Origin of the sequence: Pullulanibacillus sp. KACC 23026 (assembly GCF_029094525.1) — a bacterium.
In the GTDB taxonomy this organism is placed as follows: Bacteria; Bacillota; Bacilli; order Bacillales; family Sporolactobacillaceae; genus KACC-23026.
The window spans coordinates 601281-625605 of sequence record NZ_CP119107.1 but is presented as its reverse complement, the minus strand read 5'-3'; the positions used below and the strand labels follow the sequence as shown (position 1 = coordinate 625605).

Genomic DNA, 24325 nt, shown 5'->3' with positions numbered 1-24325 from the left:
TTTCCACTTTCAAAACATTTATTCTGATATGGCTTTGAAGGTTGCTTGGTTGTCTTTGAGATTAAGCAACACGGAATAGCCTTTTATTGATGCATAGATCAAGTTACCATCACTAGAAGTCAATTGAGCATTGGCCTTTAATTGACTAATGATCGGGGCGTTGCTATTGATGTTCAAAACAATTAAGGTATCTGCAATGCCGCTCGTATTGAACACATATTCACACTGATAGTAGTTATAATTAAGAGCCTCTCTCCCACCAACCTGCTCCTCTTTCGGTGTATCCTGAAACGAGCTTTTGATTTGCTCCAAGTTTTCACCAAAAAACGTGAAATAGTATTGGTACGATTTTATAAACACAGATGGGAAGATCGGGGATAGCTGATCATAGGTAATATCAGTGGTGGTCGTATTGTCCTTCATAAGAGACAGGTTCTCCTTCTTAACAAAGGCCGTGTTACCATTATAAGACACCTTATATCCCATATCTCCAACCTTTTCCGTTACCAGAACCTCAGAGGCAAAATCAAGGGAACCTACCTTTTTAGTAAACTGCTTGTTCGAATAGAGTTGAGTATTTTCCGAACTGATTAGACCTTTTGCACTCATTACACTTGTTGGAACAGCGTTTGTCGTTGCCTTCTTTGTCATGTGCTTGCCGGCGGCCGAAGAGGAAGAACTGCTTGTCTTAGACTGTTGTGCATTTGCTGGTGGGGTGGCTTTAAGCAAATAAGCCCCCGCTAAAACAGTCAGTAATAAAAAGAAGAAGATTGGGAACGCGCCACTACCGCTTCGCTTTTCCCTCTTCTGCTGAGAGCGTCTTGAACTCATCGCCTTGACCTTCTCGATTGATTGATTCTTCAACATTTCGCTACGATAGTCTTTCTGTTCCTGCTTGGTTAACTGATTGTACCACTTGATAAACTTATCGTATTTCTCCAACACGTCCGAGGTCTCACCAAACTCACGTACCTCACCATGGTGAAGCCAAAGCACGTGATCGGAAATTGAGCGAATCTGACTGATGGAGTGACTAATGAAAAGAATCGTCTTACCTGTAGCTTTGAATTCTTCAATCTTATCTATACATTTTTGATAAAAGGTTTTATCTCCAACAGACAGGGCTTCATCGATGATTAAAATATCAGGATTCGTATAAGCAGATATAGCAAATCCAAGACGGGACTTCATCCCGCTTGAGTAGCTTTTAACAGGTTGATCGATAAAATTTCCAATATCCGCGAATTCCAAAATCTCCGGAATCATATCATTAATTTGTTGCTTCTTAAAGCCAAGCATTAGACACTTTAATTTTATATTTTCCATACCTGTTAATTGCCTGTCCAAACCGGCATTGATGGCGAGTAAAGATGTCTCGCCATTTATCTCAACAACCCCCGTTGTCGGCGGCACAATTTGTGACAGGATATTTGAAAGCGTTGATTTTCCAGATCCATTGATCCCAATAATCCCGATGGTCTCCCCTTCTTGGATTTCAAAAGATACCCCGTTCAACGCGTTAAAAGTACGATTATTTCTTTTCTTGCGACTGACAAACATATCCAGAATTTTTTCTGATTGCTTGTTGTACAACTGGTATGTCTTTGTCACGTTTTCCAGTTTTATTTTTGGGTTAGTCATTTCGCCCTCCATCATTATAGATAGTCGACAAACTTATCTCTAAATTTGAGGTGCATAAAGGCTCCAGTAAACAGCACTAATAGCGTAAAGCACCAAAAATAAAGCGTCAAACGCGGATCCTCGAAAAACCACTTATGACGCAACAAGCAATTGCGAAACCCGTCAACTAAATAGAAAAGCGGATTTAATCTCAGAATGTTATAAAGCGAACCGGACAGTTTATGGGAATCCCACATAATTGGCGTAAGGAACATTAATAGACGGATTACCGAATTGATTGCTGTTTGGAAATCGCGAACTAAGACTGAAATAGTTGAGGTTAAAATAGTTAAGGAAAATAGAAAAAAAACGGTAGCAAAGATATAGTAAGGTAACTCAATCAGATAAATGCCAGGATTTAAATGAAATCCAAATAAGATGATGGCTACCACTACCGACAGCATGAGAAAGTTATAGAAATTCTTCGCAATTGTAATCGAAGGGAGCACGCTGATCGGAAAATTCATCTTCGACACAAGACCTACCTTCGAATACACACTGTTGGAGCCCTGAGTAATTGAAGAACTGATGAAAAACCAAGGGATAATTCCAACAATCAGCCAAACAAAAAAGGGATCACCACCGATTGGTTCCCCACCCCTTATTCCAAGACCGAACACGAACCAATACGCACAAATTTGAATCGCCGGGTTCAAAAATTGCCAGACAATTCCTAAATAGTGCATCTGGTACGTGCTCTTTATTTCGTACCCTGCTAAACGAAAAATCAAATGGAGACTCATAAGCTGTTCTTTAATCACTTGTAAAACAAATTTCATAGATTAGTCTACTTTCTTTATAGATTTCGCCTGCTTATTAATAAGCGTTTTTATTCACAAAACCTGTAATAATCGTTTTAGCTATGATCTTAATATCGAGTATGAATGACCAATTTTCAATATAAAACAAATCACAATTAACCCTCTTAACAATCGAAGTATCCCCTCGAAATCCATTGATCTGTGCCCAGCCGGTTATACCGGGGCGAACATGGTGCTTGATCATATATTTCGGCACATCTTCTTTAAAGAGGTTCACAAAGTGCGGACGTTCTGGGCGCGGCCCCACGACACTCATATCTCCTTTTAGGACATTAAAGAATTGAGGCAATTCATCAAGGCTTGTACGTCGTAAAAATGTACCGAATGGCGTACGCCTCTGATCATCCTTAACTGTCCAAAAGGTATTATTTACCTTGTCATCGTCCATTCTCATTGAACGAAACTTATACATGACAAACGTTCGGTTATTCATGCCCACTCGTTCCTGTTTGAAAATCACGGATCCAGGAGATGTGAGTTTGACAATCAAAGCAATAGCCAGCAGAACAGGTGATGTAATCAAAATAATAAACAGGGAGAAAAGAATGTCAAACATACGCTTAAATAATCGATTACGAATTTCATCTAAAGGAATATCCCGAATGTTAATAACAGGAAGATCATCCAACATTTGAAACTGCGGCTTTGCAGGTAAGATATCATAATAATCCGGAATGATGAGAACTCTTAATCCTGCATTCTCACAAATCGCGACAATCTTTTTATATTTCTCGTGGGCACTTAATGGTAAAGCAATAACGACTTCATCCAAGGTTTCCTTTTCAATAATGCTTTCAAGTAAATCCAGACTCCCCAAAATGGGTTTATAATCGGCATATTCGGGGTTATGCTCCGTCAGATTATCATCAAGGAAGCCAAAGACCTCCACTCCAAACTCGGGATGGTTCTCTAAATTCCGGTAAAACTTACGCCCAACCTTCCCTGCTCCTACGATCAATACATACTGTCTATTAAAGCCTTTTTGCCTTAAGATACTCAAGGTCATCTTGGCTGCCAAACGGTACAAACCAATGCATACAAGGGTACTGACAATAAAGATGATAAGAAAGCCACGTGAATAATGATCCGTTCCCGTAAAGAAGAGAACGCTCAGTAAAAGCAAGGTGCTGTATATATGAATCTGGATAACCAGAGACATTTCAGTGATGAGGGTTTTCTTTCGCTTAGTTGTATACAAATTGAGGATATAGCCCAATGTTACGGCACATATACCGTAGAAGAGAATCCATTCAAAATAGACTGCCATCGGCAAGTGCTTGAGAGTAGAAGCAAAAGGCGAGTTAGGATTAAATTTCAGGAGCCAGGCAAAACCAAACGCAACAAGAAGAAAGAAAAGGTCGAATAACACATATAACTGTGAAATTAATTTTTCATGTCCTCTAATCATAAGATCCTCACCTTAAAACCTTGATTTGATTTTCAACCACACTCAAGCAAAATTTCAAACTAATGCCTATATAGACAAATTGATTAATGAAAAAAGAGTACGCTTTTTGATAATGCTTTTTATGAAACAAATACATAGCCCTGTGGAATTCGTAGATGATTTTCATCGGCTTCTTCCGGCTGCTGGCTCCTTTATAATGGGTGATTGTTGTTTCTGGATAATAACTCAGGTGCCAACCCCCTTCTTTAATTCGGTAGCACCAATCGATATCCTCACCATACATAAAGAAATCCTCATCTAACAAACCGATCTGTTCGATCACTTCCTGCCTTACCATCATAAAGGCACCGACTAAGCAATCCACTTCATGAGCTATGTCGATGTCAAGATGGCCATAGTGATAGCGATTAAATTTTTCATGCTTTGGAAAGAGCTTTGCTAGCCCTGTCATATAGTAGAACGAAGTACTTGGCGTTGGGAATCCTCTGCGGCAGGCCTGGTCAAGTGACCCATCCGGCAGAAGTACCTTACATCCGCTTGCACCTACGTGTGGGTGTTGCTCCATATAGTCGAGCATAATCTGTAACGTGTCCTTCTCCACTATTGTATCTGAATTAAGAAGGAGTACATAGCGCCCTTTTGACACCTTAATACCTTGATTATTTGCTTTGGAAAAGCCAAGGTTTTCATTATTTTCAATCAAAGTAATGTCCGGGTAATGTTTTCTAAACTGAACCACACTGTCATCCGAAGAGTGATTATCGACTAGTATTATCTCATACTGATAATCAATCATGGATTTATAGATTGATTGTATGGCCTCAAGAGTTAACTCCCTTGTATTATAGTTCACGATGATAATACTTAAATCCATAGATCAAACTCCCCATGACGTTTGGTTTCTAAATCTCTTGTAGTATAACATAATTAAAAGTCAAGAATCGACAAATATTTATGTTTAAGCAATGGTATCGGTTCTCTAAGACATAAGGGTACAATTTTAGATCCACTTCCATACTTTTCCTTCTAGCGTTCTGTATAGCAAAAGCTATCAGATCTTTTGACGGATACGGCCCATTAACTCATTGACCAGTTCCGCTGGTTCTGCCACGGCATGGCCTTTGGGATCCTCGAAGAAAAAAACTTCAATGGCATCCTTTTTATAGCCGTTTGCCTCATTTAGTCCGATTTTTTCAGCAAAAGCACCAAAATGAACCTCGTAATGATGCGAATCTAACTTGTTCTGTACATAGAATATTTGGTTACCCTTTATTTTGTCGATTAATGGTAAGACACTGAAACGACTTTCGTAAACCGAAATTGCTTCCTCACGGGTCATGCCATCAAAACAGGTATTCAAAAGTTTTTCAACATTGCGATTATCATACTTTGTCACATCAATTTGCGGATTGATAACGATGGCCGTAAGTTCAGGAATCAGTGCAGATAATTGCAAACTTGCAAAACCACCGCCAGAAGAGGCATAAAGCACGACATTCTCCAATGGAATGCCAAGTTTCTGTGCAGACTCTTTAATCAGTTCGGCAACCGTTAAAATCACCTTTTCCGCCTTGTTTCCGATGTACCAGCCAATCCCGAGATTATCATAGGAGCTAAGAATGGGATCCGCAATGTAAAGACAATGACCAGGAAAAATACTCGACCATGTCCATCTCTGAAAAACAGGCGGTTCTAGCTTCTTGCGATCAGCAAACCCACTTAGAAGCACAAATAAGCGTTTTCCCTTTGAAGGCATGTAAACGTAATCGTACTTAAACCCATCTGCATTAAAGGAATACCAAGCCTCTTTTAATTTGTCAGGCACTTTGCTCGAACCTAAGTCGACCTGATTCAAATTGCTGAGTAATTTCTTATCCGTCTTCATGCTGCCTCTTGCGTTTTTCTTTTCTCCCTGTTGCGTATTCCACATCAAAGTATCCCCTTCCACTGATTAGAACAGAACTTGTTTTCTACTTAATTAAAATGCTAAGCACACGCGTACCCTCGAGATCACTATTTTTTGTGACATTGAAAAAGAGTGATTGCTTGATTAACTAAATAACTATTCATAAAATCCTAGACGTAATGACATGAAATAAGTAGAACGATGATTTTCAATTAATAGGCTTATTCTAAAAATCGATAGACTCGCTTATATGAGCCGGTTTGCCTTTCGAGTCTAGCTTCCCTTTTTTTAATCATTTTTTTCCTCAAATTAAAGAATGAGCGCCAGGCGGCGAGCAACTCTCTTTCCCTTAATAGGGTGTATGATATGGAAAGTCCTTCAAAGAAAAGAATGTAAGGCGAATGTAAGAGCCAAAAACTTGGCGTGTCATTTTTTAAGATATAAAAATATCGATTAATATAAGAATGCCTTCTGATAAATACCGGGACCTCCTTACGACTGCCTTCCTTCCATCCTCTGGCGTGCAAGGCGATCGCATCCGGCACAAAGGCTGCTTTCCATCCTAAAAGTTGAGCTCGCCAGGCGACATCAACATCTTCCTTATAAGCAAAGAAGTCTTCATCAAAAAATTCATTCTTCCACATCAATTGATCAATCATTCGTCTTCGGTAAACAGCGGCAGCCCCTGATACACCAAATACATCTAACTGTTCATCCCATTGACCGTCATCAATTTCTTCAGCTCCACGGTCAAACACCCGGCGATTTTTTTTAATCCGAAGTCCTGTTGAATCCAAAATCCTCTTTTCTAGATCCCTATAAAGCTTCCCCGTCGCACTTCCTATTTCTGGTGAGCGCTCCATTTTATCGAGAATTTCCGAGACATAGGTTTCAGTTAAAACTACATCTGGATTCAATACCAATACATAGTCAGTTTGTGATTCCAAGATTGCAGCATTATGAGCTGGCGCAAAGCCGATGTTTATCGGCTGACGGATAAGAGTCAAGTCCAACTCCGGATGAGACTGCTGCCACTCAAGAATCATCCCTATGGTCCCATCAGTTGACTGGTTATCCACGATGATAATTCGATCAATCAAGCAGTTCTGATGGAGGACAGACTCGAGGCATGGAAGGATACACGAAGCACTATTAAAAGTTACAATATGCACTGAGATACTCATCTTGCAAGCTACTCCCATCCTGGAAGGGAATCCCTCCAAAGCTGTTATTTCTTTAATAATGAGTAAATAAAAGAATAGCCTCTTTTACCTAATAGACTCACTAATATGGAGACCCCTGATTTTCTTAGGCCTTTATTCTCACGATACGCCCGCAGAAGATAATACCGTCCTTGTTTAGTATCTCCAGCTAGACATAGATTATGCCCATATGAAAATAATAAACTTGCAACATAGTAAGCTCCTGCAGCCTCGTATACCTGATAGTGTTTCGTCATTATTAAGCGAAAGGCCTCGAGAAGTTTCACGATCTCTGAGGAAATACTTGATTCGGTGTAGAACACATTAACAAGCGGCTCATCCAACCAGCGAAACGAATATTTTTGGGCAAGCCGGATCCAAAGCTCCCAATCTTGAAAGCGGGGCATCTCCTCATCAAACAAACCAACATCCGTCAAATAATCCTTTCGTAATAAGACGGTTTGAGTTGAGATAAAGTTTCTAATTAAAAGTGATTTTAAGATATCTCCTTCTTTTGGAAACGGACTTGGTTCCGGAATGTATTCCCTTTTACCGCTTTTTTCACGAAAAAAACTGCAATAAATGATCGGCGGGTGCTCGTCCTTAGGATCAATTAAAGCGACTTGCTTTTCAAGCTTCTCCGGATGCCACGTATCATCACTGTCATGAAACGACAGCCACTCATAGCGAGCAGCTTTAATACCAACGTTTCGTGCTGCAGCGGCTCCGACATTTTTTTCAAGCCGTATATAGTAGATTTTGTCGGTTTTATAAGCTTTTATTAGTTCTCCTGTTTGATCGCTCGAGGCATCATCAATTATAATCAGTTCGAAATCCTGATACGTTTGTTCCAAGATACTATCAACCGCACGTTGGATCGAGCTCTCACGATTGTATACAGGGAGAATAATACTTACTGATAATTCACCCATGATAAATTCCCAACTTGCTCTTACTGACCTGATTCCAAATAAACGGCAACTTAATAGTCCAATCCGCCTCTTTCGCAAGGGCCACTCGTTTCTCTCTTTGGGTAGGAGAGAAACGAAGGGCACGTTCACAGGCCTCTAAAAAGTTCGCCAAACTGCCATCCGTATGTTCATATATCCCTGGATTGACATGGCCAATCGTTGAAGGCAAGCCCGTCCCAACAATTGGCAACCCGCAAGCCAAATACTCATAAAACTTCAAAGGAAAAACTCCCTTATTATAGTCATTTGCCAAATAAGGAAGCAATCCCACCTGAAAGCCTCTGATGGCTTCAGGGATCTGATCATAAGTCACCGCAGGTTTGACGGTCACATTTTGACACTCGGTCATTTCCTTATAGGCAGAGCCCATATCTCCATATGTGGCAGATCCGATTAAAACAAACTCCCAATCCGGTTTGGCTTTTGCAGCCTCAGCCAGAAGCCTAAAATCAATCTTCCAAGATTTCAAACCACCGACAAACCCAAAAACTGGACTCCCTTGTTTCCTTTCCGGCATTTGGTTTCCTTCCATAAATCGGGCAAGGTCTACCCCGTTTTCAACAAGGACTGAATCGACTTCATACGTGCTCTCTAAGTTATCCTTTAAGAACTCAGAGGAGGTAAATATACGAGTCGAGGACTGAGTCACTTTCTTCTCGGATCTAAAGATAAGCCGTCTTTTTAACTTGTTCATAAGCGGCTGACTCACCTGCTCTGCCTCACCCCAGCGGTCGCTGCAATCATAGATGACCTTAGTCCAGAGGTTCAGTCTTGTAAGGCTAGAAAAAGCCGGATACGTGTACCAAAGGTAATTAGTGGTGGCTTTTTCTAAATTCCCATCGATGTAACTCGCGAACCGCTTCTGAAACAGGGGAGAATATCGGACAAAACTCTTAAAATCAGGTACCTTAATCTGAATCACACCATTCGGCAACCTTTCTTCGTTAAAGGTCGAATTTTGGAGTGCGTTAGGTCGGCCTGTCACTTCTGGAGCTATCCAATAAACACACTTCGTTTCCGGCAGGCTCTGCAAAAAGCTCGCCAATAGATGGCGTCGATAAGTCAAAGGGTCATCATTCCATGGTGACGGCGCAATGATAACATGAATCGTTCCACTTCCTAATGTCATGTCCGGTACTTCCTTCGATAGATTGTTAGATTATTAATAGATCTGCTTGCCATTACTGTTAAGTCAGTCTTTGATGGTGAACCTTATAGAAACAAGTAAAATCTTAATGAGCAAATTCCACTTGTGCGGCTTTAACTCGGCTCGCATGGGCAGTGTAGCCAAATCGTTGTTCGATATATTCATGGGCCTTCTTGACCTGTTGGTCGTAAAGGTAATCATCGTTCATTAGTAAGTCAATTTGTGCTTTAACTTCGGCTGGTTCAGCATAGATAGCTGCTTCCCCAAACAGGTCTTTGTAGACCGGCGGGATGATGACTGGAACCCCCACTGCCATTGCTTCTATGATTACGCGGCCAAATGATTCGACCCAATCCGGGTGGGTGTAGTAAACAAAGACATCTATATCTTTGAGAAAGTCTTTAGGATGGATTTGTCCAAACTCCAGAACGCGCCAGTTGGACGGCAATTCCCCTAAAGCCTTCTCGGGAGCCTCAGCTCCTCCTAATACGTGGATTTCATATTTCTCATCGTCCGGATAAATCGACAAGATTTCATTAGGATCTGCAGGCCATTTAACAAATTGTCCTCTTGAGTGACGGCCGATTTTTATTGGCCCACCTTTTTCTGGGCGAGTTATCCGATCCCATTCTTCAATATCAATAATGTTGACCCAATCTTTGTCGGATAGATCAATCACGGACAAATCAGCTTCATGGTACTGATGGAGTGTTTCTCTGACCAGTGGTCCTATTGGATACCAGGTGCCCGGCTTTCCAAAGTATTCAACCAAGTTTTTCTGACAGGTTGGAAAATCGAAACGGACAACTCCATCTGGGCCATAATCACTCATCGGCGTTTGGTTGATGATGATATTAATCTTCTTCGCCGTCACATTAGGTACATAGCTTTGCTTCTCCTGAAGGACTGGCGGGTATCTTAAGATGAGCAGATCGCAAGTAGCGCTTTCACCATAGAATAGGAATTGACAGTTCTCATCTAACTGCTCACGGACCTTCGGATTTATCTTTTTGTTCGGATTGTAATCATAACGGTACATCTGAATTAATCCCGTTTTGAGACCCATCGCTTTGTGAGCTTTAATTTCTTCAACACTTGAAAGAGTAGAGCCACCGTCCAAACGGAAATCAGACACCAGAATAACATCAAAATGGCGGCCTTCTTCTCGTTTTTCCTCACGCTTCGGCCACATTGGCTCCGGTATAGGGAAGGCACGTTTAGCCTTTGGAAACTCATAATACAAGGAATTTCCAGTTTTGTGATAAGCGCTGAAAGCCTCAAAGTATTCTTTGCGGACACCCATGAAGAAACCGTGATAGCCAAACGCGCTGTTAGCTGTCAAAGATCCACTTGATTGTCTTTGGAAAGTCAAAGGGCCCGTCTCCAAAGCAACGAGGGATTCTTCGCCAAAATGCTTCTTAACCCTCTTGAGAAATTCAGAATCTGCTCCGAACCTTACACAATCCCAATAGCCGATGGCCTGCATAACTTTCTCGCGGCGGAACATAAAGGATGACATGTTACTAAACACATAGTAGCCCGGGTTTCCTCTGCGGTAAAACTTCAGGTCTTCCGTAGCACGGGCCTGCTGAGACTCATTTCCGATGACTAATGGGTTTTCGACTAAGTGTCTCACTTGTGTTTCAATTTTTTGCGGGTGGGACCAATCATCTGCATCGTTACAAGTGACAAAATCACCGGTTGCTTCTTTCAATCCTAGGTTTCGTGCCATATAAGCACCGCCGTTTTGCTCGGCCTGAATCAACTTTACACGCGTATCTTTGGACATGTATTCTTTCACAATCATTGCAGTGTTGTCAGGACTGCAGTCATCTACAACCAACACCTCTAAATTCTTATACGTTTGATTTAAAACTGAGTTAAGTGAGGTCTGAATTACCTGTTCTGCATTATAGACCGGCATAATCACCGTTACCTTCGGATTGTCGCTTAGGGCTGGCTGACTTTTTACTGAGGGTTCGGACTCTAAGCAATCGTATAGGGTAGCGCTCAAGTCGGGATTAATCGACACACCTGATATTCCGTGCAGTCTCAAACCTTTATTCAGCCATTCCAAACGTTTTTCAAGAGAGGTCTCAAGATTTGCATAGGCTAGATATAAATCCATCGTTTCTTCTTTTGTCATTTCATTGCGGATGATGGTTTTGGCCGGTTCTCTGTCCTCTAGTAATTCTAAGGCCTCGGCCTTCATGACACTGATCTGACGGATACGAATCGGATCCTTCTCTTTTTCTTCTGCAATCTCAAGGAAACGAAGGGAGGCTTTGGAATCTTCTTTTGTGTATTGATTCGCGTGAAAAAGAGCAAGTTGCCAAGCTGCTTCCTTTCGTAAATAAGTCTTATCGTCATCCTCAACAAAATTCAAGAGTTCTTGATAAGCAGTATCTACAAAACCAAGATTTAAGAGTTTTCGTTTAGCCCGTTCAATTTTTCGGTCAGCATTGACCTGCCATTTCTTCTTAGGAAGGTTTTTATTAGTTACTTTTTTACTCGCAGTTCTTCTATTGACGGCTTTCTTTGGTTCGGCTAATGCCGCTAGATCTTCTGTTCCTTGTAAAGCCACGGCGGCTTCATTCAAAGCAGGTCCTTTCTTACCGATTCGGCCTACTTTTCGAGCTGGTTCCAAGAGTTTCCATATGCGACTATCTAGAATCTCATTAAAGCCGTTCTTGTATTTGTTTCTTTCTTTTTCAAGAGATTTATAGATTTGTTGTGCACCCCGAATTTCTGCTTCAATGTTCTTTGATTTCTTGTTTAACTCTTGTTCAAGTGCTTCTTCCTTCGCAAGTGCTTGTCTGATTTCTTCCAGTAGCTTTTCCAATTTGGTTTCGCGATCTAGGAAATTCTCCTCAATGGTGTGAACAGTTTCTTTCAATCGACTTATCTCCCTTAAATAAAATTTTAGTATCACCTATGACCGTTCCCTAAATTAGGATCTTCCCTTTACATTATCGAGTACCTTTCGCAGTGGGGACGTATAACGCCATGTTTTACTTTGCGCGGCCTCTTTAAATAGCCTTTTGTATCTATCTTTATCTCGCGTGAGAGTTTTGATCTTTTTATTTAAATCAAGCAGGTTTTTCTCTTTTTGTTCAAACGCCTTTAGCTTTTCCCTATTGCTCTGTTTCTTGCTCTCCAGTTGCTTGGTTAGATTGGCTAGGAGATTCTCGGTTCTTTCCACACGGTTAGAAAGCGTTGTGGTAATCCGTTTCATTAACTCTTTATTCAACAACATCTGGTTTTCTAATTCAAGCTTTAATTCCTCTTTTTGGGTTTGAAGGCTTGTATTTTCTTGTTTTTGACTTTGCAAGTCTTTTAAAGTCTTAAAATAGTCATTCTGAAGCTGATCGAGTTCTTCCTTTAGCTTTATATTTATCTCTTTATCTTTATTCCTAACCCGGTTTAATTCCTTCAGACGCTTCGCTTGTTCTTCAAATATAAAATCGGTACCTCTGTAATGAAACGCTGCACTCATCATTGATCGGTAAATGTTGTTTAGCTCTGCTCTTAAGCGACCGTTTTCCTTTTCAGCCCGCTCCAAACGTTCAGTGAGTCTTGAGCGGACTTCGTCGTCCAAATCTGCCTCGGCGTTTAACTGAGTTTGTTCCCCGATTAATTGCGATTCAAGCTGCAGGATTTCTTCTCTTAACTGCGCCAATTCTTGTTGAAGAATCGTAAACCGGGCAAGAGAAAGACTTGGCTCCTGTAGGTCATTATTGTGTACGGCAGCATTAAACCATTTAAATGCATTCTGGAAGTTACGTCCTTCTTCGCTTGAATACTCATCTAGTTTAATTTCATTATGCTCACTGCTCGTACTTAGACCAGCGAGGGCCATTAACGTGAAGGCAGCATAATCATAGGGCATTGCTCGTGTCAATTCTCTCTTCAGCTTGCCGTCCACATCAACCTGATCCTCGATTCTCGGAAGTAAAAAATCTTTAATAAGCTTATTGGCTTTGTTCCGTTCACCGCAGAAATTCGCATAAATTAAGCACTGTAAATCGACCCAAAAGCCAATATTATTTTTTTGCTTTAATGCCTTTTGTCCTTGCTGGCTTTCAAGCATCCAGGTGAGGAGTTCCCTGAACCACTCGACCAGAGCTTTTTCGTCCTGTTCGGAAACAGCATTCGCATGCTTTAGCAATTGGATCGACTCACACACATAAATTAACCTTCTAGCTTCGATCAAGCCGGTTGCACGTTCAGCATCTCTGCCAGGGACAATTTGAGCAAACCGAAAGTGCGGGGTCTGTCTTGTGTCAGAGTCAATCAGCCATGTCTTAATCAAGCTCATTGCCTTGTTCAAATAAACCTTTTTTTCGGTAATGAAGCCGGCAAGCCCAAGTATTAGCGTCGCTTCAGAAAAGCGATCTAGGCGATTGAGATCATATTTTTGATTATAACAATCCGGATTAACCTCACCGTCACGTCTGATGTAAGGCAGACCGTTTTTAGTGTCTAAGTTTGGCCACCAGTATTTCGCAAGCGAACAATAGTCATTTAAAGTCGTTCCCTCATGCAAGTCTTTCTTTTGTGTGACACTAATTGGTGGCATCGCGAGAAACGCGTCAGCACGATTCATGAGTCCTTCAATAGAACGAGCTATCGTGGAATCGTTCTGCTCAACTAATCGCTTGATCCCAGCCAGTTGTTTTCCTTTTAATAAGAACGTGTTTGGGATCTCTTCAATAGTGACTTCTGGAAAATCAGAAGGAAACCAGACTTTTCCAAAAGGATAGCCCAACGCAATATCTAATAAAAATGCATTTTCAATTTTAATCAACCCTACATCCCCCTAGAATCCATCCTGTTAGATTTCAACCGCAGCTTTCGACCACTGCTTTATTTGAAGCCGGTTGTAATGTTTGGTGTAGCCGAACTGTTTTTCCACAAATTCTAAAGCCTTTGTTACCTGCTGCTCATAATAAGTGGGATCTTTCATTAGCTGATCAATGTGTGTTTGGACATCGTCTGAAGTAGAATAGATCGCCGCTTCACCAAATAATTTCTTATATTGAGTTGGAATGATCACTGGTACACCTACCGCCATAGCCTCCAGAATGACTCGACCAAAGGACTCCACCCAATCCGGGTGAGTGTAATAGACAAACACATCGAGCTTGGCTAAAAACTCTTTTGCCTCCATAGCACCAAAATCATAGACTTTCCAATTGTGTGGGAGCTTCCCAAGAACTTTCTTGGGAGTCTCAGCCCCTCCCATCACGTATACCTCATAATTTGGTGAATCAGGATAAATGGCTAGAAGTTCTTTTTTATCTGATGGCCACTTTACCTCTGAATCACGCGAATGGCGTCCAAGCTTCAACTTGCCTGTCCGTTCTCTGCCAACGAATGTCCTTCTCCACTCTTCGACGTTAATGATATTGACCCAATCCTCATTTGATAGGTTAATAGCCGAAAGCTCCTCTGAATGATGCTGATGCAGCGTCTCTCGAACTAATGGTCCGATTGGGTACCAAACCCCTTTTTTCCCAAAATAATAGATTAGGTTTTTTTGACAAGTTTTCAAATTGTAACGAACGACTCCGCTTGGCCCGTAATCACTTAAAGGTGTTTGATTGATGATCACATGAACCTCGTTGGCTGTGATGGTTGGAACATATATCTGCTTTTCCTGAAGAATCGGCGGATATCTGAGAATTAATTGATCACAGGTCACATTCTCACCGTATACAATCATCTGGACACACTCACCATCCAGCAACTCTCTGATTTTGGGATTAATAGGCTTTGATGCATTATAGTCAAAACGTGACAACTGAACCAATCCAGTTCGAATCCCTTTCTCTTTTTGAGCCTTGATCTCTTCAATATTTGAGAGATTAGAACCGCCATCCAATCGAAAATCCGATACAATAATGACATCAAAATGACGAACTTGTGACGGATGACAGGCTCGGTCTGGCTTCATCGGCTCTGGAATTGCGAATGGCCGTTTGGTAAGCGGGAACTCATAATAGAGAGTGTCAGTTGTAGAATGATAATAATTAAAGCTCTCAAAATATTCCTTTCTAGCTCCCATAAAATACCCATGGTAACCGAAGAAATCATTAGCTGTGAGAGACTCAGAGGATTGACGTTGAAAGGAAAGCGGACCGGTTTTTAGATTTACAACCGATTTCTCACCATACAAGCGTTTGATGCGTCGGATCAACTCGGAATCTGCTCCGAAACGTACGGAATCCCAGTAACCTAACTTGTTCATCACCCGTTCGCGTCTGAACATGAACGAAGACATATTATCAAAGATATAGTAGCCTGGCTTACCTCTACGGAAGAGTTTCATATCATCCGTCGCCCGCACTTGCTGCGATGTGTTCCCAATTACAGCTGGATGTTCCAATAAATAGCGGATCTGAATCTCCATCTTTTTCGGATGACTCCAATCATCCGCGTCGTGAGTGGTGACGAAATCTCCTGTCGCGACTTTTAAGGCTGTATTCCGAGCTGCATAAGCTCCACCATTTGAGGAAGACTTCATGAGATTAAGCCGATCGTCTTTTTTCAACAAGGCTTCAATTATTTCGACGGTATTGTCCGTACTACCGTCATCCACTACAATAACCTCCAGGTTCGCCCATGATTGATTCAACACAGACTGGATAGCTGTCACAATCACCCGCTCCGAATTATAAACCGGCATGATAACCGTTATTTTTTCTTTTTGCACCTGCTGCTGGTTTTTATCGGAGGATGCCACTGACAGAGAGTCAAAAAACGGCTGACCAGACGAATCTTTTAGAGTAACCGTTGATAAACTGTACAAGTCAAGCGCTTTGTTAATCCAATGAAGACGTCCCTCTTCCACATAGGTGTTGGCCATTGCAAGAAATAAATCGGGATTTTTTCCATATCCGGGTGCAGATCGGATGATTTCCCTAGCCCGTTTTTTATCTCCAAGATACTCATGATTTTCTGCATGAATAATGGCCCTTTGATCGAGAAATCCAGGGTGCTCGCTAGCAGTAGAAGCATTTGATGACAGTCTTTCTAATAATTCTAATGACTTTTTTGCATCCTTTTTGGTATACTGATCAGAATGCCAAACGGCTAGCTCCCAAATCGCTTTTTGCTGAAGACTTGGATTAAAGCTGTCCATCACCTTTTCCATAAATGCTTCATATCCGCGCTCACGAAAACCTAAATTAAGAAACAGACGTTTTGCCGTTTTTATCTCTTTCTCAACAGCATCTTGTCTAGATGTCATGATTCGCGTAATAAGTTCCCTTTGTTTTGGACTAATCATGTTTTTGAGCTTCTGCTTTTGAGCAAGTGATAGTTTATTTTTAATAAAATTTATCAAGAATTTCAGAAATCCTTTTATACCTCTCCCCAAACAAAATTCCTCCTTATTACATAAAAGAAAGACAGAACCTATTGTCCTGCCTTATAAACTTTTAAAAAGCACGATCTGTTGTCATTCCGTTTTAGTAGAGGGCTTTCTAATTAGATATATTTAATTTCAAATATTTTCCATTGATTCTGGATCCCTTTACAGCTTGCAAAAATAATATTAACGAGGGATACGCAACCTATGGTCACTGTTCTGTTTTTATAGTTGTTAATTATCCATCCACACGCAACCCAAAAAGTAGAAAGTAATAGCATTCTAACAAGGAAGCTTCTCTCATCCTTTTGGCCCGCAATGACCAAGGTAGTGTTCACACCTTTATTTTTCGAGAACCGTATAGTATTCTAAAACGTCCTTCATATAATCAAGCAAGTCATCTCTCAACCCATCGTTCTTTAGTGCGATATCAAGAGTTGTTTGAATGAAGCCAAGCTTTTCACCGACATCATAACGCTCACCCTCGAAGTCATATGCAAATACTCGTTGGATCTCATTCAATCTTTGAATAGCATCGGTTAGCTGAATTTCTCCACCTGCACCAATCAACTGCTCATCGAGGAATCTAAAGATTTCCGGTGTTAATATATAACGGCCCATAATAGCCAAATTACTAGGTGCTGTTCCTGGTGCTGGTTTTTCCACGAAATTATTTACTTGATAGCGTCTGCCATTATTCGAAAGTGGATCAATAACTCCGTATCTGTGGGTTTGATTTTCTGAAACGGTTTGTACCCCAATCACAGAAGACAAAGTTTCTTCATATTGGTCGATTAATTGACGAAGGCATGGAGTTTCAGCTTGAACAATGTCATCTCCAAGTAAAACAGCAAACGGTTCATCACCAATAAATTTTCTTGCACACCAAACCGCATGCCCTAAACCCTTAGGTTCTTTTTGTCGAATGTAATGAATGTCGACATTGGATGAGCGATTAACTTCTTGTAGGAGTTTATGTTTACCCTTCTTCTCCAGGTTTTGCTCAAGCTCAAGGTTATTGTCAAAGTGATCTTCAATTGCGCGTTTTCCCTTACCCGTCACGATGATGATATCTTCAATTCCAGATTCAAACGCTTCTTCCACAATATATTGAATGGTTGGTTTATCCACAATGGGCAGCATTTCTTTTGGCATTGCTTTTGTCGCTGGTAAGAATCTCGTACCAAGACCAGCAGCAGGAATTATCGCCTTTTTAACTTTTTTCAAAACAGCTTCCCCCCAGCTCGCAAATTTACTTTTTCATTGATTGAATTGTAGAGATTAATAAATCCAACATAATCCATAGTAAAAAAGGACTAACAAATAACAACCGTCGATATTATATCACATTTTCTGACAAATTGTATTGGAATTTTGTAGAATCTTGTCTTCAGGGCAAGATCTATCACGGTTCTTGATTTTCTAATTAGACACAATCTGCCTCTTACTAACATCGCTAGTTAACCTTTATAAAATGGCATTTTTTAGTATAAAATAAAAAAAGTATTCTTTTGTATTTTTATCCATTCTTTCAACCAAATCCATGACCAAATTCTTAGGGATGACCATTTCTTTATTCTTAGATGTATCCAAAATTAATGTTAAAAAAAGAAACCGACTCATGAAATCCCGAGTCGGTTTTCTATTATTGGGTGATGAGGTCAACATAGTCAGCTGATACCCAGCCTATTGTAGTTGAACCCGGCACTTGAACTTCATAGAAGTTGTTCTCTTCAATTGGTTTACCACTTGAATCTAATAACACTTGAACGTATTGATCATTGGTTAGAGCAGGTGTGATTGTTGGTGTATCACCGGCTGATGGTTCAGTTCGAATATTGAGCGATGTGGCATCAACTTGAAGTAAGTTTTGTATATTCAAATACATTCCGTATACCCAACCTATCTTGCCATTCACCGAAACTCTGTACCAATGGTATTCGTAATTTCCAGTCGAATTATATTTCACATCGGTATTGTACCCAAGCACAGTTACTTTGGTGTTCAGACCCAAAGATGTAATTAAAGTGCTTGTCGAGACATAAGGTATTGATCTGAAGCTCAATCCATCGGTTGTAACGGTAGCCGTTATACCTCCAGGGAAGTTGACCTCATCAGGATTGGTCACAGAGGCAGGCATGTCACTGCCATAGGAACCCGGTGATTTCAACGTCACACTCATTTCTTTTGCTGAATTGTAATAGCTCTCGACATCTTTATACGGCTGAATCTCTTCCATCAATGACGCGATAGAACTATACCAAGTCGAACCAGTTGCGTAATAAGTATTCATCCCAATAAGATTTGGTCCATACTCTGGAATGTAATAGGAACCGGACGGACTTAAATAATCCTTAGCCACATTATAGCTGACATAATTAATACTGTCGGCTTGTGACGGGAAGTACATCGAACAGGTAAATGGACAAACATCATAGGCTTTGTACCCATACAAATTATTTTTGTACTCAGCAATCTGGGACTTGCCCCATCCTGTTTCTAAAATGGCATGCGCCACGAGATAGGTCGCATTGATCCCATATGTTTTTTGTGCATCGATAAAGGCTGAGGCATCGTCTGCTAACGGGCTATTGTATTTGGTTAAGAAGCTCTCAATCGCAGATGCTGTAATATTTGATGGTTCTTTAAGATCAAGTGTTCTATAAGGTGAACCTGTCTCAAACCGAAGACTAGCATCCCCTGTCTTATCAGCGTAGACAATTTCTACTTTATGTTCTCCGCTTGAAGGGGTAACTATTTTATGCCAAAAGCCTCCTGTTGAGCTATTGAGTTGGTCAATGACAAGTTTATCATCCAAATAGACCTGAGCTCCGTCATCTGCCCATACCTCTAGGTCAGTTGGATCACCTGAAAATGAGATATTTCTTTGAAAGACAGCTGAAAAATTATCACTTGGGATACCTGAAGCCGGAGCACCAGACCCCCAATCATAGTCCAAAGAGGAAGTTGAAGCTTTAACTGGTGTCCCTGTTAAATCCTGATTCGGATAATAAACGCCATTCCATTCTGTATCTGTTAATGGAAGAGTTACCCCCGGGGTCTTTGGAGGAGATGAACTCGTTGACGATCCACTGTCAGTCGTGACATGCGTCATTGTAAGCGTTAAAGAAGCCCCTAAAGTATGTTCAACATATTTTACTAGAATAGTATGTTCACCTTTTGACAGTGAAATACTCTTTGAGGCTGTAGTTAATGATGCATTCAAAACCTTGTTGCCATCCATATAGACGTCTGCCTTATTATCTGCTGTGAGATCCAGCTTGTAAGTACCGCCTGTAACTGACACTTGTCTTTGAAAGACAGCTGAAAAATAATCTGCCGGAATACCTTTTGCTGGAGCATCCTTTCCCCAGTCAAGGCTTAATGTATGAGTGGTCATAAGTACAGCATTCCCAGTAAAATCGGAGTTCGAATAATATGCCCCATTCCATATACTATCTGACAATGGAATTGTGGGATCTTGATTATCCGAAGAAGATGACGTTGAGGTATCCGTTCCGACATGTGTCATAGTAAGGGTTAAATGAGCCCCTAAAGTATGTTCGACATATTTTACTAGAATAGTATGTTTACCTTTTGACAGTGAAATACTCTTTGAGGCTGTAGTTAATGATGCCTTCAAAACCTCGTTGCCATCCACATAGACGTCTGCCTTATTATCTGCTGATAGCTCAAGTTTGTAGGTGCCGCCTGTAACTGACACTTGTCTTTGAAAAATAGCTGAAAAATAGTCAGCTGGAATACCTTTTGCTGGAGCACCTTTTCCCCAGTCAAGGCTTAATGTATGAGTGGTCATAGGTACAGCATTCCCAGTAAAATCGGAGTTCGAATAATATACCCCATTCCATATACTATCCGATAATGGAATATTAGAAGTTTGACCCGAAGACGCCGCCGACGCTTTGTTAATAAACAGAAACGCAGACATCAAGAACATAAGAGCAAAAGCATAAGAAAAGTGCCTTGTTTTTCTCCAATTAATGATTCTCACCTCGTTTCTTTAAAATTTCATTACATATAATATAGGTTAATAGAAAACGTAATAGAAAACAATGAAATTTCTACTCTTTTCCGACGTTATTTAACATTTTTTTTAAAAAATTATGTAACCTATTATTAATATACGTTCAATCTAGCAGCTAACTATAACATGTAAAACATTTGAAAAATAGATATATAAATTTGTCGTTTTTTGTAATATACTAGTCCTAAAGTTCTAAAATTCTATTTAGGGTGGGTTCATATGGAGAGAACTGCTAGAAGACAAAAAAGGAAGAAGAAATGGCCGAAAGTCATTTTAATAATAGTAATAGCAATCATTGTAGTGGGTGGTGGAGCAGCTGCTTACTTTTACAATAGTCTAAAACCAACCAATCACTTCAAAAATGTAACCAGTATAACCTCAGATACATCAGGAACTGAGTCCAAGTCTGTTCCTAATTCATCTAGTGATACACCTAAACAAGAGCAAGGTACTATGAACATTCTAATGTTAGGTTCAGATGAACGAAGCAATAATTCTGCTGGTCATTCGGATACGATCATATTGATGCATGTTAACTTTAATACAAATAAAATAAGTGCTGTCAGCATCCCTCGTGATACACGTGTTCACCTGGCTGGTTACGGTTATACCAAATTAACAAGTGTTCAATATATTGTACAAGCAACAAAGGGGCAAAAAGCGGGAATGGTTGCTGCCGCTCAATCTGTTAGTGAACTTACAGGAGTCCCAATTAACTATTATGTAGAAACTAACTATGATGGACTTCAAGCTATGGTTAATGCTCTAGGTGGTAACCTAACCGTTGATGTACCATTTGACGTGAAAATTACCCATCCTTGGTATAAAGAAGACATTGGAATGAATATCAAAGCTGGAACTCAGACTTTAACAAGCAGACAAGTCTTTGAAATGGTTCATGAACGTTATTCACTTCCTCATTCCGATTACAGCCGTCAAGTGCTCGAGGAAAAAGTGTTACTTGCTATTGCTAAAGAAGGTTTAAAACCTGCCAACATTACAAATTTACCAAACCTTATCCAAAAAAAATCTGATTTCCTTATCGGGACCAACATGTCAAATTCTGATCTTTTGAGTTTTGGAATGGCGATGAAGGATATCGATACTAAGCAGATTAAGTACTATCAAATAAAAGGTGCTTCTAAGACGATGTATGACGATATCTTGAAAGCCAACAATTCAGAGGTCATTCTTGATCAATCAAGCTTAAATGCCGCGATGTCACATTTTAAATAAGTAAAAATTATCTTGGACCCTTAAAGTGAAAACTTTAAGGGTTTTTTATATGAATTAATACAATAGAGTGTCTCTTTGGGTGAATGATCGAAGTGGACTAAAAAAAGCATTTTCCCTGCCAACGGAAATGTATTCATTGTCAAGCCTTGGAGATACTAACGATAAGTTAGACCTATATAATGAAACTCGATATGGGTTCATTCAAGAATCCCTTCTAAGTCAAGGTTCATGCGTGCAATCATTGATAAAAAAAATGAATTTCCCAACTGATAAATAGATCCATACTGGTCCCTTTTGTTAAGCAGTAAATTTGACAAAGTAATGAATAGACTTTTAAAAACCGTCTCATAATCTATGAGACTGTCGTAATATGTAGTATAATGGAAACTTAATTGTATATTTTTTGTCCACTTTCTTATGTTATAGGGGGATTTCATGGAAACTCGCAGTCACCGCAGAACTAACCGTAGAAAATTTTTAAAACGTTTATTATATAGTGTTCTTGCCATCGTCATTATAGTAGGAGGCGGAGTGGCATTTGCTTACTATAAATTAAGCCCAGCCAATCATTTCAAAGCATCAAAGGTCATTTCTCCAGGTAGCTCTAATGTCAAGCCTAAAACAGGGACCGTTAACTTCTTATTATTAGGTTCGGATCAGCGAAAAGGAGACAAGCTTGGTCATACGGATTCCATTCTTCTTATCCATGTTGATTTTAATACAAATAAAATCAGTGCAGTCAGCATCCCAAGGGATACTCGAATTAATGTACCGGGATATGGCTATACAAAACTGACGAGTGTTCAGTATATTGAGCAAGCTGATAAAGGACCAAAGGACGGAATCGTTGCGGCTGTTCAGACGATTAGTCAGATGACCGGTGTTCCAATCAACTATTATGCCGAAACGAACTATGGCGGTCTCAAATCTATGGTTGATGTCCTTGGTAAAGTTGAAATCAGCGTCCCATTTGACGTGACCTTTACACATCCTTGGTATAAAGAAGATAAAGATATGGTCATCAAAAAAGGCACTCAGCAACTTGATGGTAAAATGGTCACCGAGCTCGTCCATGAACGGGATTCCGTCCCAGGAACAGACTTCGGTCGCCAAAAGCTTCAAGAACGTGCCCTAGTGGGGATTGCTAAAACCGCGATGAAGCCTCAGCACATTGCCGACTTGCCATCACTGATTAAGCAATCGTCCAATTTCTTAACAGATACTAACATGTCCCAAACCGATATGCTTAGCTTCGGACTAGCTGTCAAAAAGCTCGACCTTGCCCATATTAAGTATTACCAAATCAAAGGTACATCCCAAACCATGTATGACGACATTCTACAAAGAGACAACGACCAAGTCGTCCTCGACCAAACAAGCCTTGAAGAAACCATGTCACATTTTAAATAAACGTTTAAGTGAAGAGGAGCCCGCCGTCGCGGACTCCTCTTTTTATGTGGGATTATTGAGTTGGTTGATTGGTTGAATTGGGACTAGGGTTGCTTTTGGGATTTTTGAACAACCTTCTGGGACTTTTCTTCGACCTTCTGGCATAATCCCAGCACCTTCTAGGATTTTGCCCTCTCGCTTGTGGCCAGCACTTGAGCTTCTCGGATTTTTTGGCAAGCTTCTAAGACTTTTGAGCAACCTTCTTAGATTTTTCTTCGACCTTTTGGCAAAATCCCAAGACCTTTTAGGATTTTGCCCTCTTCCTTTGGTTTGGCACTGACCTTCTCAGATTTTACGTGAACCTTCTTCGACTTTAGGACAACCTTCTTCGATTTTTCTCCGACCTTCTAGCAAAATCCCAAGACCTTTTAGGATTTTGCCCTCTCGCTTGAGGCCTGGCACTGACCTTCTCGGATTTTTGAGCAAGCTTCTAAGATTTTTGAGCAAGCTTCTTGGATTTTTCTTCAACCTACTGGCAAAATCCCAGCACCTTCTCGGATTTTGCCCTCTCGCTTGAGGCCTGGCACTGACCTTCTCAGATTTTACGTGAACCTTCTTCGACTTTTGGACAACCTTCTTCGATTTTTCTTTGACCTTCTGGCAAAATCCCAAGACCTTTTAGGATTTTGCCCTCTCGCTTTGGGCCTGGCACTGACCTTCTCGGATTTTTGAGCAACCTTCTAAGATTTTTAAGCAAGCTTCTGGGATTTTTCTTTGACCTTCTAGCAAAATCACAGCACCTTCTAGGATTGTCCCAAAACCCAACAACAATCACCGAACCTTTTGAGTTTAAAACCCGAGGCTTAACCATTTAATTTGTAAAATACCAATAGAAAGAAATTAAAACACATAATTCTCATGCATGCAGCGGTTGCATCTGACATAGTGATAGCGTTGGCCATCCCTAGAGGTATGCTTCTTCATGGTGATAATGCCTCGACAATTCGCACAGCGTTTAATAACCATCTTTAGACCCCCATCTTTCTCTATTATTAAAAAGAATGGGTAACTTTAAGGTGTTTTATTCAAAAAAGGGACGGTTCTCCTGTTTCAAGAGAACCGCCCTTTGTTATTTTGGTTTTGTAATT

At 40.5% G+C, this 24325-nt stretch carries 16 protein-coding genes; 2 read left to right on the top strand and 14 right to left on the bottom strand.

Going from position 1 to position 24325, the window contains the following annotated elements; all coding sequences use genetic code 11:
- Nucleotides 1-18: 18 nt before the first annotated feature.
- The 13 genes from tagH to PU629_RS02710 form a co-directional block, all read right to left on the bottom strand.
- Nucleotides 19-1641, bottom strand: a complete 1623-nt coding sequence (gene tagH / locus PU629_RS02770; protein WP_275282746.1) for a teichoic acids export ABC transporter ATP-binding subunit TagH — start codon at nucleotides 1639-1641, stop codon at nucleotides 19-21.
- Nucleotides 1642-1655: 14 nt separating this feature from the next.
- Complete coding sequence (locus PU629_RS02765) at nucleotides 1656-2459, bottom strand: ABC transporter permease (RefSeq protein ID WP_275282745.1); 804 nt, start codon at nucleotides 2457-2459, stop codon at nucleotides 1656-1658.
- A 37-nt stretch (nucleotides 2460-2496) separates the two neighbouring features.
- On the bottom strand, nucleotides 2497-3909 hold the full coding sequence (locus tag PU629_RS02760; protein WP_275282744.1) for an undecaprenyl-phosphate glucose phosphotransferase: 1413 nt from the start codon (nucleotides 3907-3909) through the stop codon (nucleotides 2497-2499).
- A gap of 7 nt (nucleotides 3910-3916) precedes the next feature.
- Nucleotides 3917-4783, bottom strand: a complete 867-nt coding sequence (locus PU629_RS02755) for a glycosyltransferase family 2 protein (RefSeq protein ID WP_275282743.1) — start codon at nucleotides 4781-4783, stop codon at nucleotides 3917-3919.
- A 177-nt stretch (nucleotides 4784-4960) separates the two neighbouring features.
- On the bottom strand, nucleotides 4961-5839 hold the full coding sequence (locus PU629_RS02750; protein ID WP_275282742.1) for an alpha/beta hydrolase: 879 nt from the start codon (nucleotides 5837-5839) through the stop codon (nucleotides 4961-4963).
- Nucleotides 5840-6036: 197 nt separating this feature from the next.
- Entirely contained in the window at nucleotides 6037-6999 is a 963-nt protein-coding gene (locus PU629_RS02745) for a glycosyltransferase family 2 protein (protein WP_275282741.1), read from the bottom strand.
- A gap of 44 nt (nucleotides 7000-7043) precedes the next feature.
- Nucleotides 7044-7949, bottom strand: coding sequence for a glycosyltransferase family 2 protein (locus tag PU629_RS02740; RefSeq protein ID WP_275282740.1), 906 nt, complete (start codon nucleotides 7947-7949; stop codon nucleotides 7044-7046).
- Nucleotides 7942-9117 carry a glycosyltransferase gene (locus PU629_RS02735; RefSeq protein WP_275282739.1) on the bottom strand — a complete coding sequence of 392 codons (1176 nt, stop codon included), beginning with the start codon at nucleotides 9115-9117 and terminating at the stop codon, nucleotides 7942-7944. The genes PU629_RS02740 and PU629_RS02735 overlap by 8 nt, the downstream gene beginning before the upstream one ends.
- Before the next feature lie 103 nt (nucleotides 9118-9220).
- A complete protein-coding gene (locus PU629_RS02730; protein WP_275282738.1) occupies nucleotides 9221-12031 on the bottom strand; it encodes a glycosyltransferase in 2811 nt (936 codons plus the stop codon).
- 54 nt (nucleotides 12032-12085) lie between these two features.
- Nucleotides 12086-13942, bottom strand: a complete 1857-nt coding sequence (locus PU629_RS02725; RefSeq protein WP_275282737.1) for an alginate lyase family protein — start codon at nucleotides 13940-13942, stop codon at nucleotides 12086-12088.
- Between the two features lie 27 nt (nucleotides 13943-13969).
- Nucleotides 13970-16516, bottom strand: coding sequence for a glycosyltransferase (locus PU629_RS02720; RefSeq protein WP_275282736.1), 2547 nt, complete (start codon nucleotides 16514-16516; stop codon nucleotides 13970-13972).
- Nucleotides 16517-16849: 333 nt separating this feature from the next.
- Nucleotides 16850-17734 (bottom strand): UTP--glucose-1-phosphate uridylyltransferase GalU, encoded by an 885-nt coding sequence (gene galU / locus PU629_RS02715; RefSeq protein ID WP_275282735.1) that lies wholly within the window; start codon nucleotides 17732-17734, stop codon nucleotides 16850-16852.
- Between the two features lie 418 nt (nucleotides 17735-18152).
- Nucleotides 18153-20519 (bottom strand): PA14 domain-containing protein, encoded by a 2367-nt coding sequence (locus PU629_RS02710; protein ID WP_275282734.1) that lies wholly within the window; start codon nucleotides 20517-20519, stop codon nucleotides 18153-18155.
- Between the two features lie 252 nt (nucleotides 20520-20771).
- On the opposite strand from PU629_RS02710, the gene PU629_RS02705 reads away from it, so the two are divergent.
- Nucleotides 20772-21788 carry an LCP family protein gene (locus PU629_RS02705; protein ID WP_275282733.1) on the top strand — a complete coding sequence of 339 codons (1017 nt, stop codon included), beginning with the start codon at nucleotides 20772-20774 and terminating at the stop codon, nucleotides 21786-21788.
- Between the two features lie 435 nt (nucleotides 21789-22223).
- Nucleotides 22224-23198 (top strand): LCP family protein, encoded by a 975-nt coding sequence (locus PU629_RS02700; protein WP_275282732.1) that lies wholly within the window; start codon nucleotides 22224-22226, stop codon nucleotides 23196-23198.
- Nucleotides 23199-24077: 879 nt separating this feature from the next.
- On the opposite strand, the gene PU629_RS02695 is transcribed toward PU629_RS02700, so the two are convergent.
- Nucleotides 24078-24203 carry a hypothetical protein gene (locus tag PU629_RS02695; RefSeq protein ID WP_275282731.1) on the bottom strand — a complete coding sequence of 42 codons (126 nt, stop codon included), beginning with the start codon at nucleotides 24201-24203 and terminating at the stop codon, nucleotides 24078-24080.
- Nucleotides 24204-24325 lie beyond the last annotated feature (122 nt).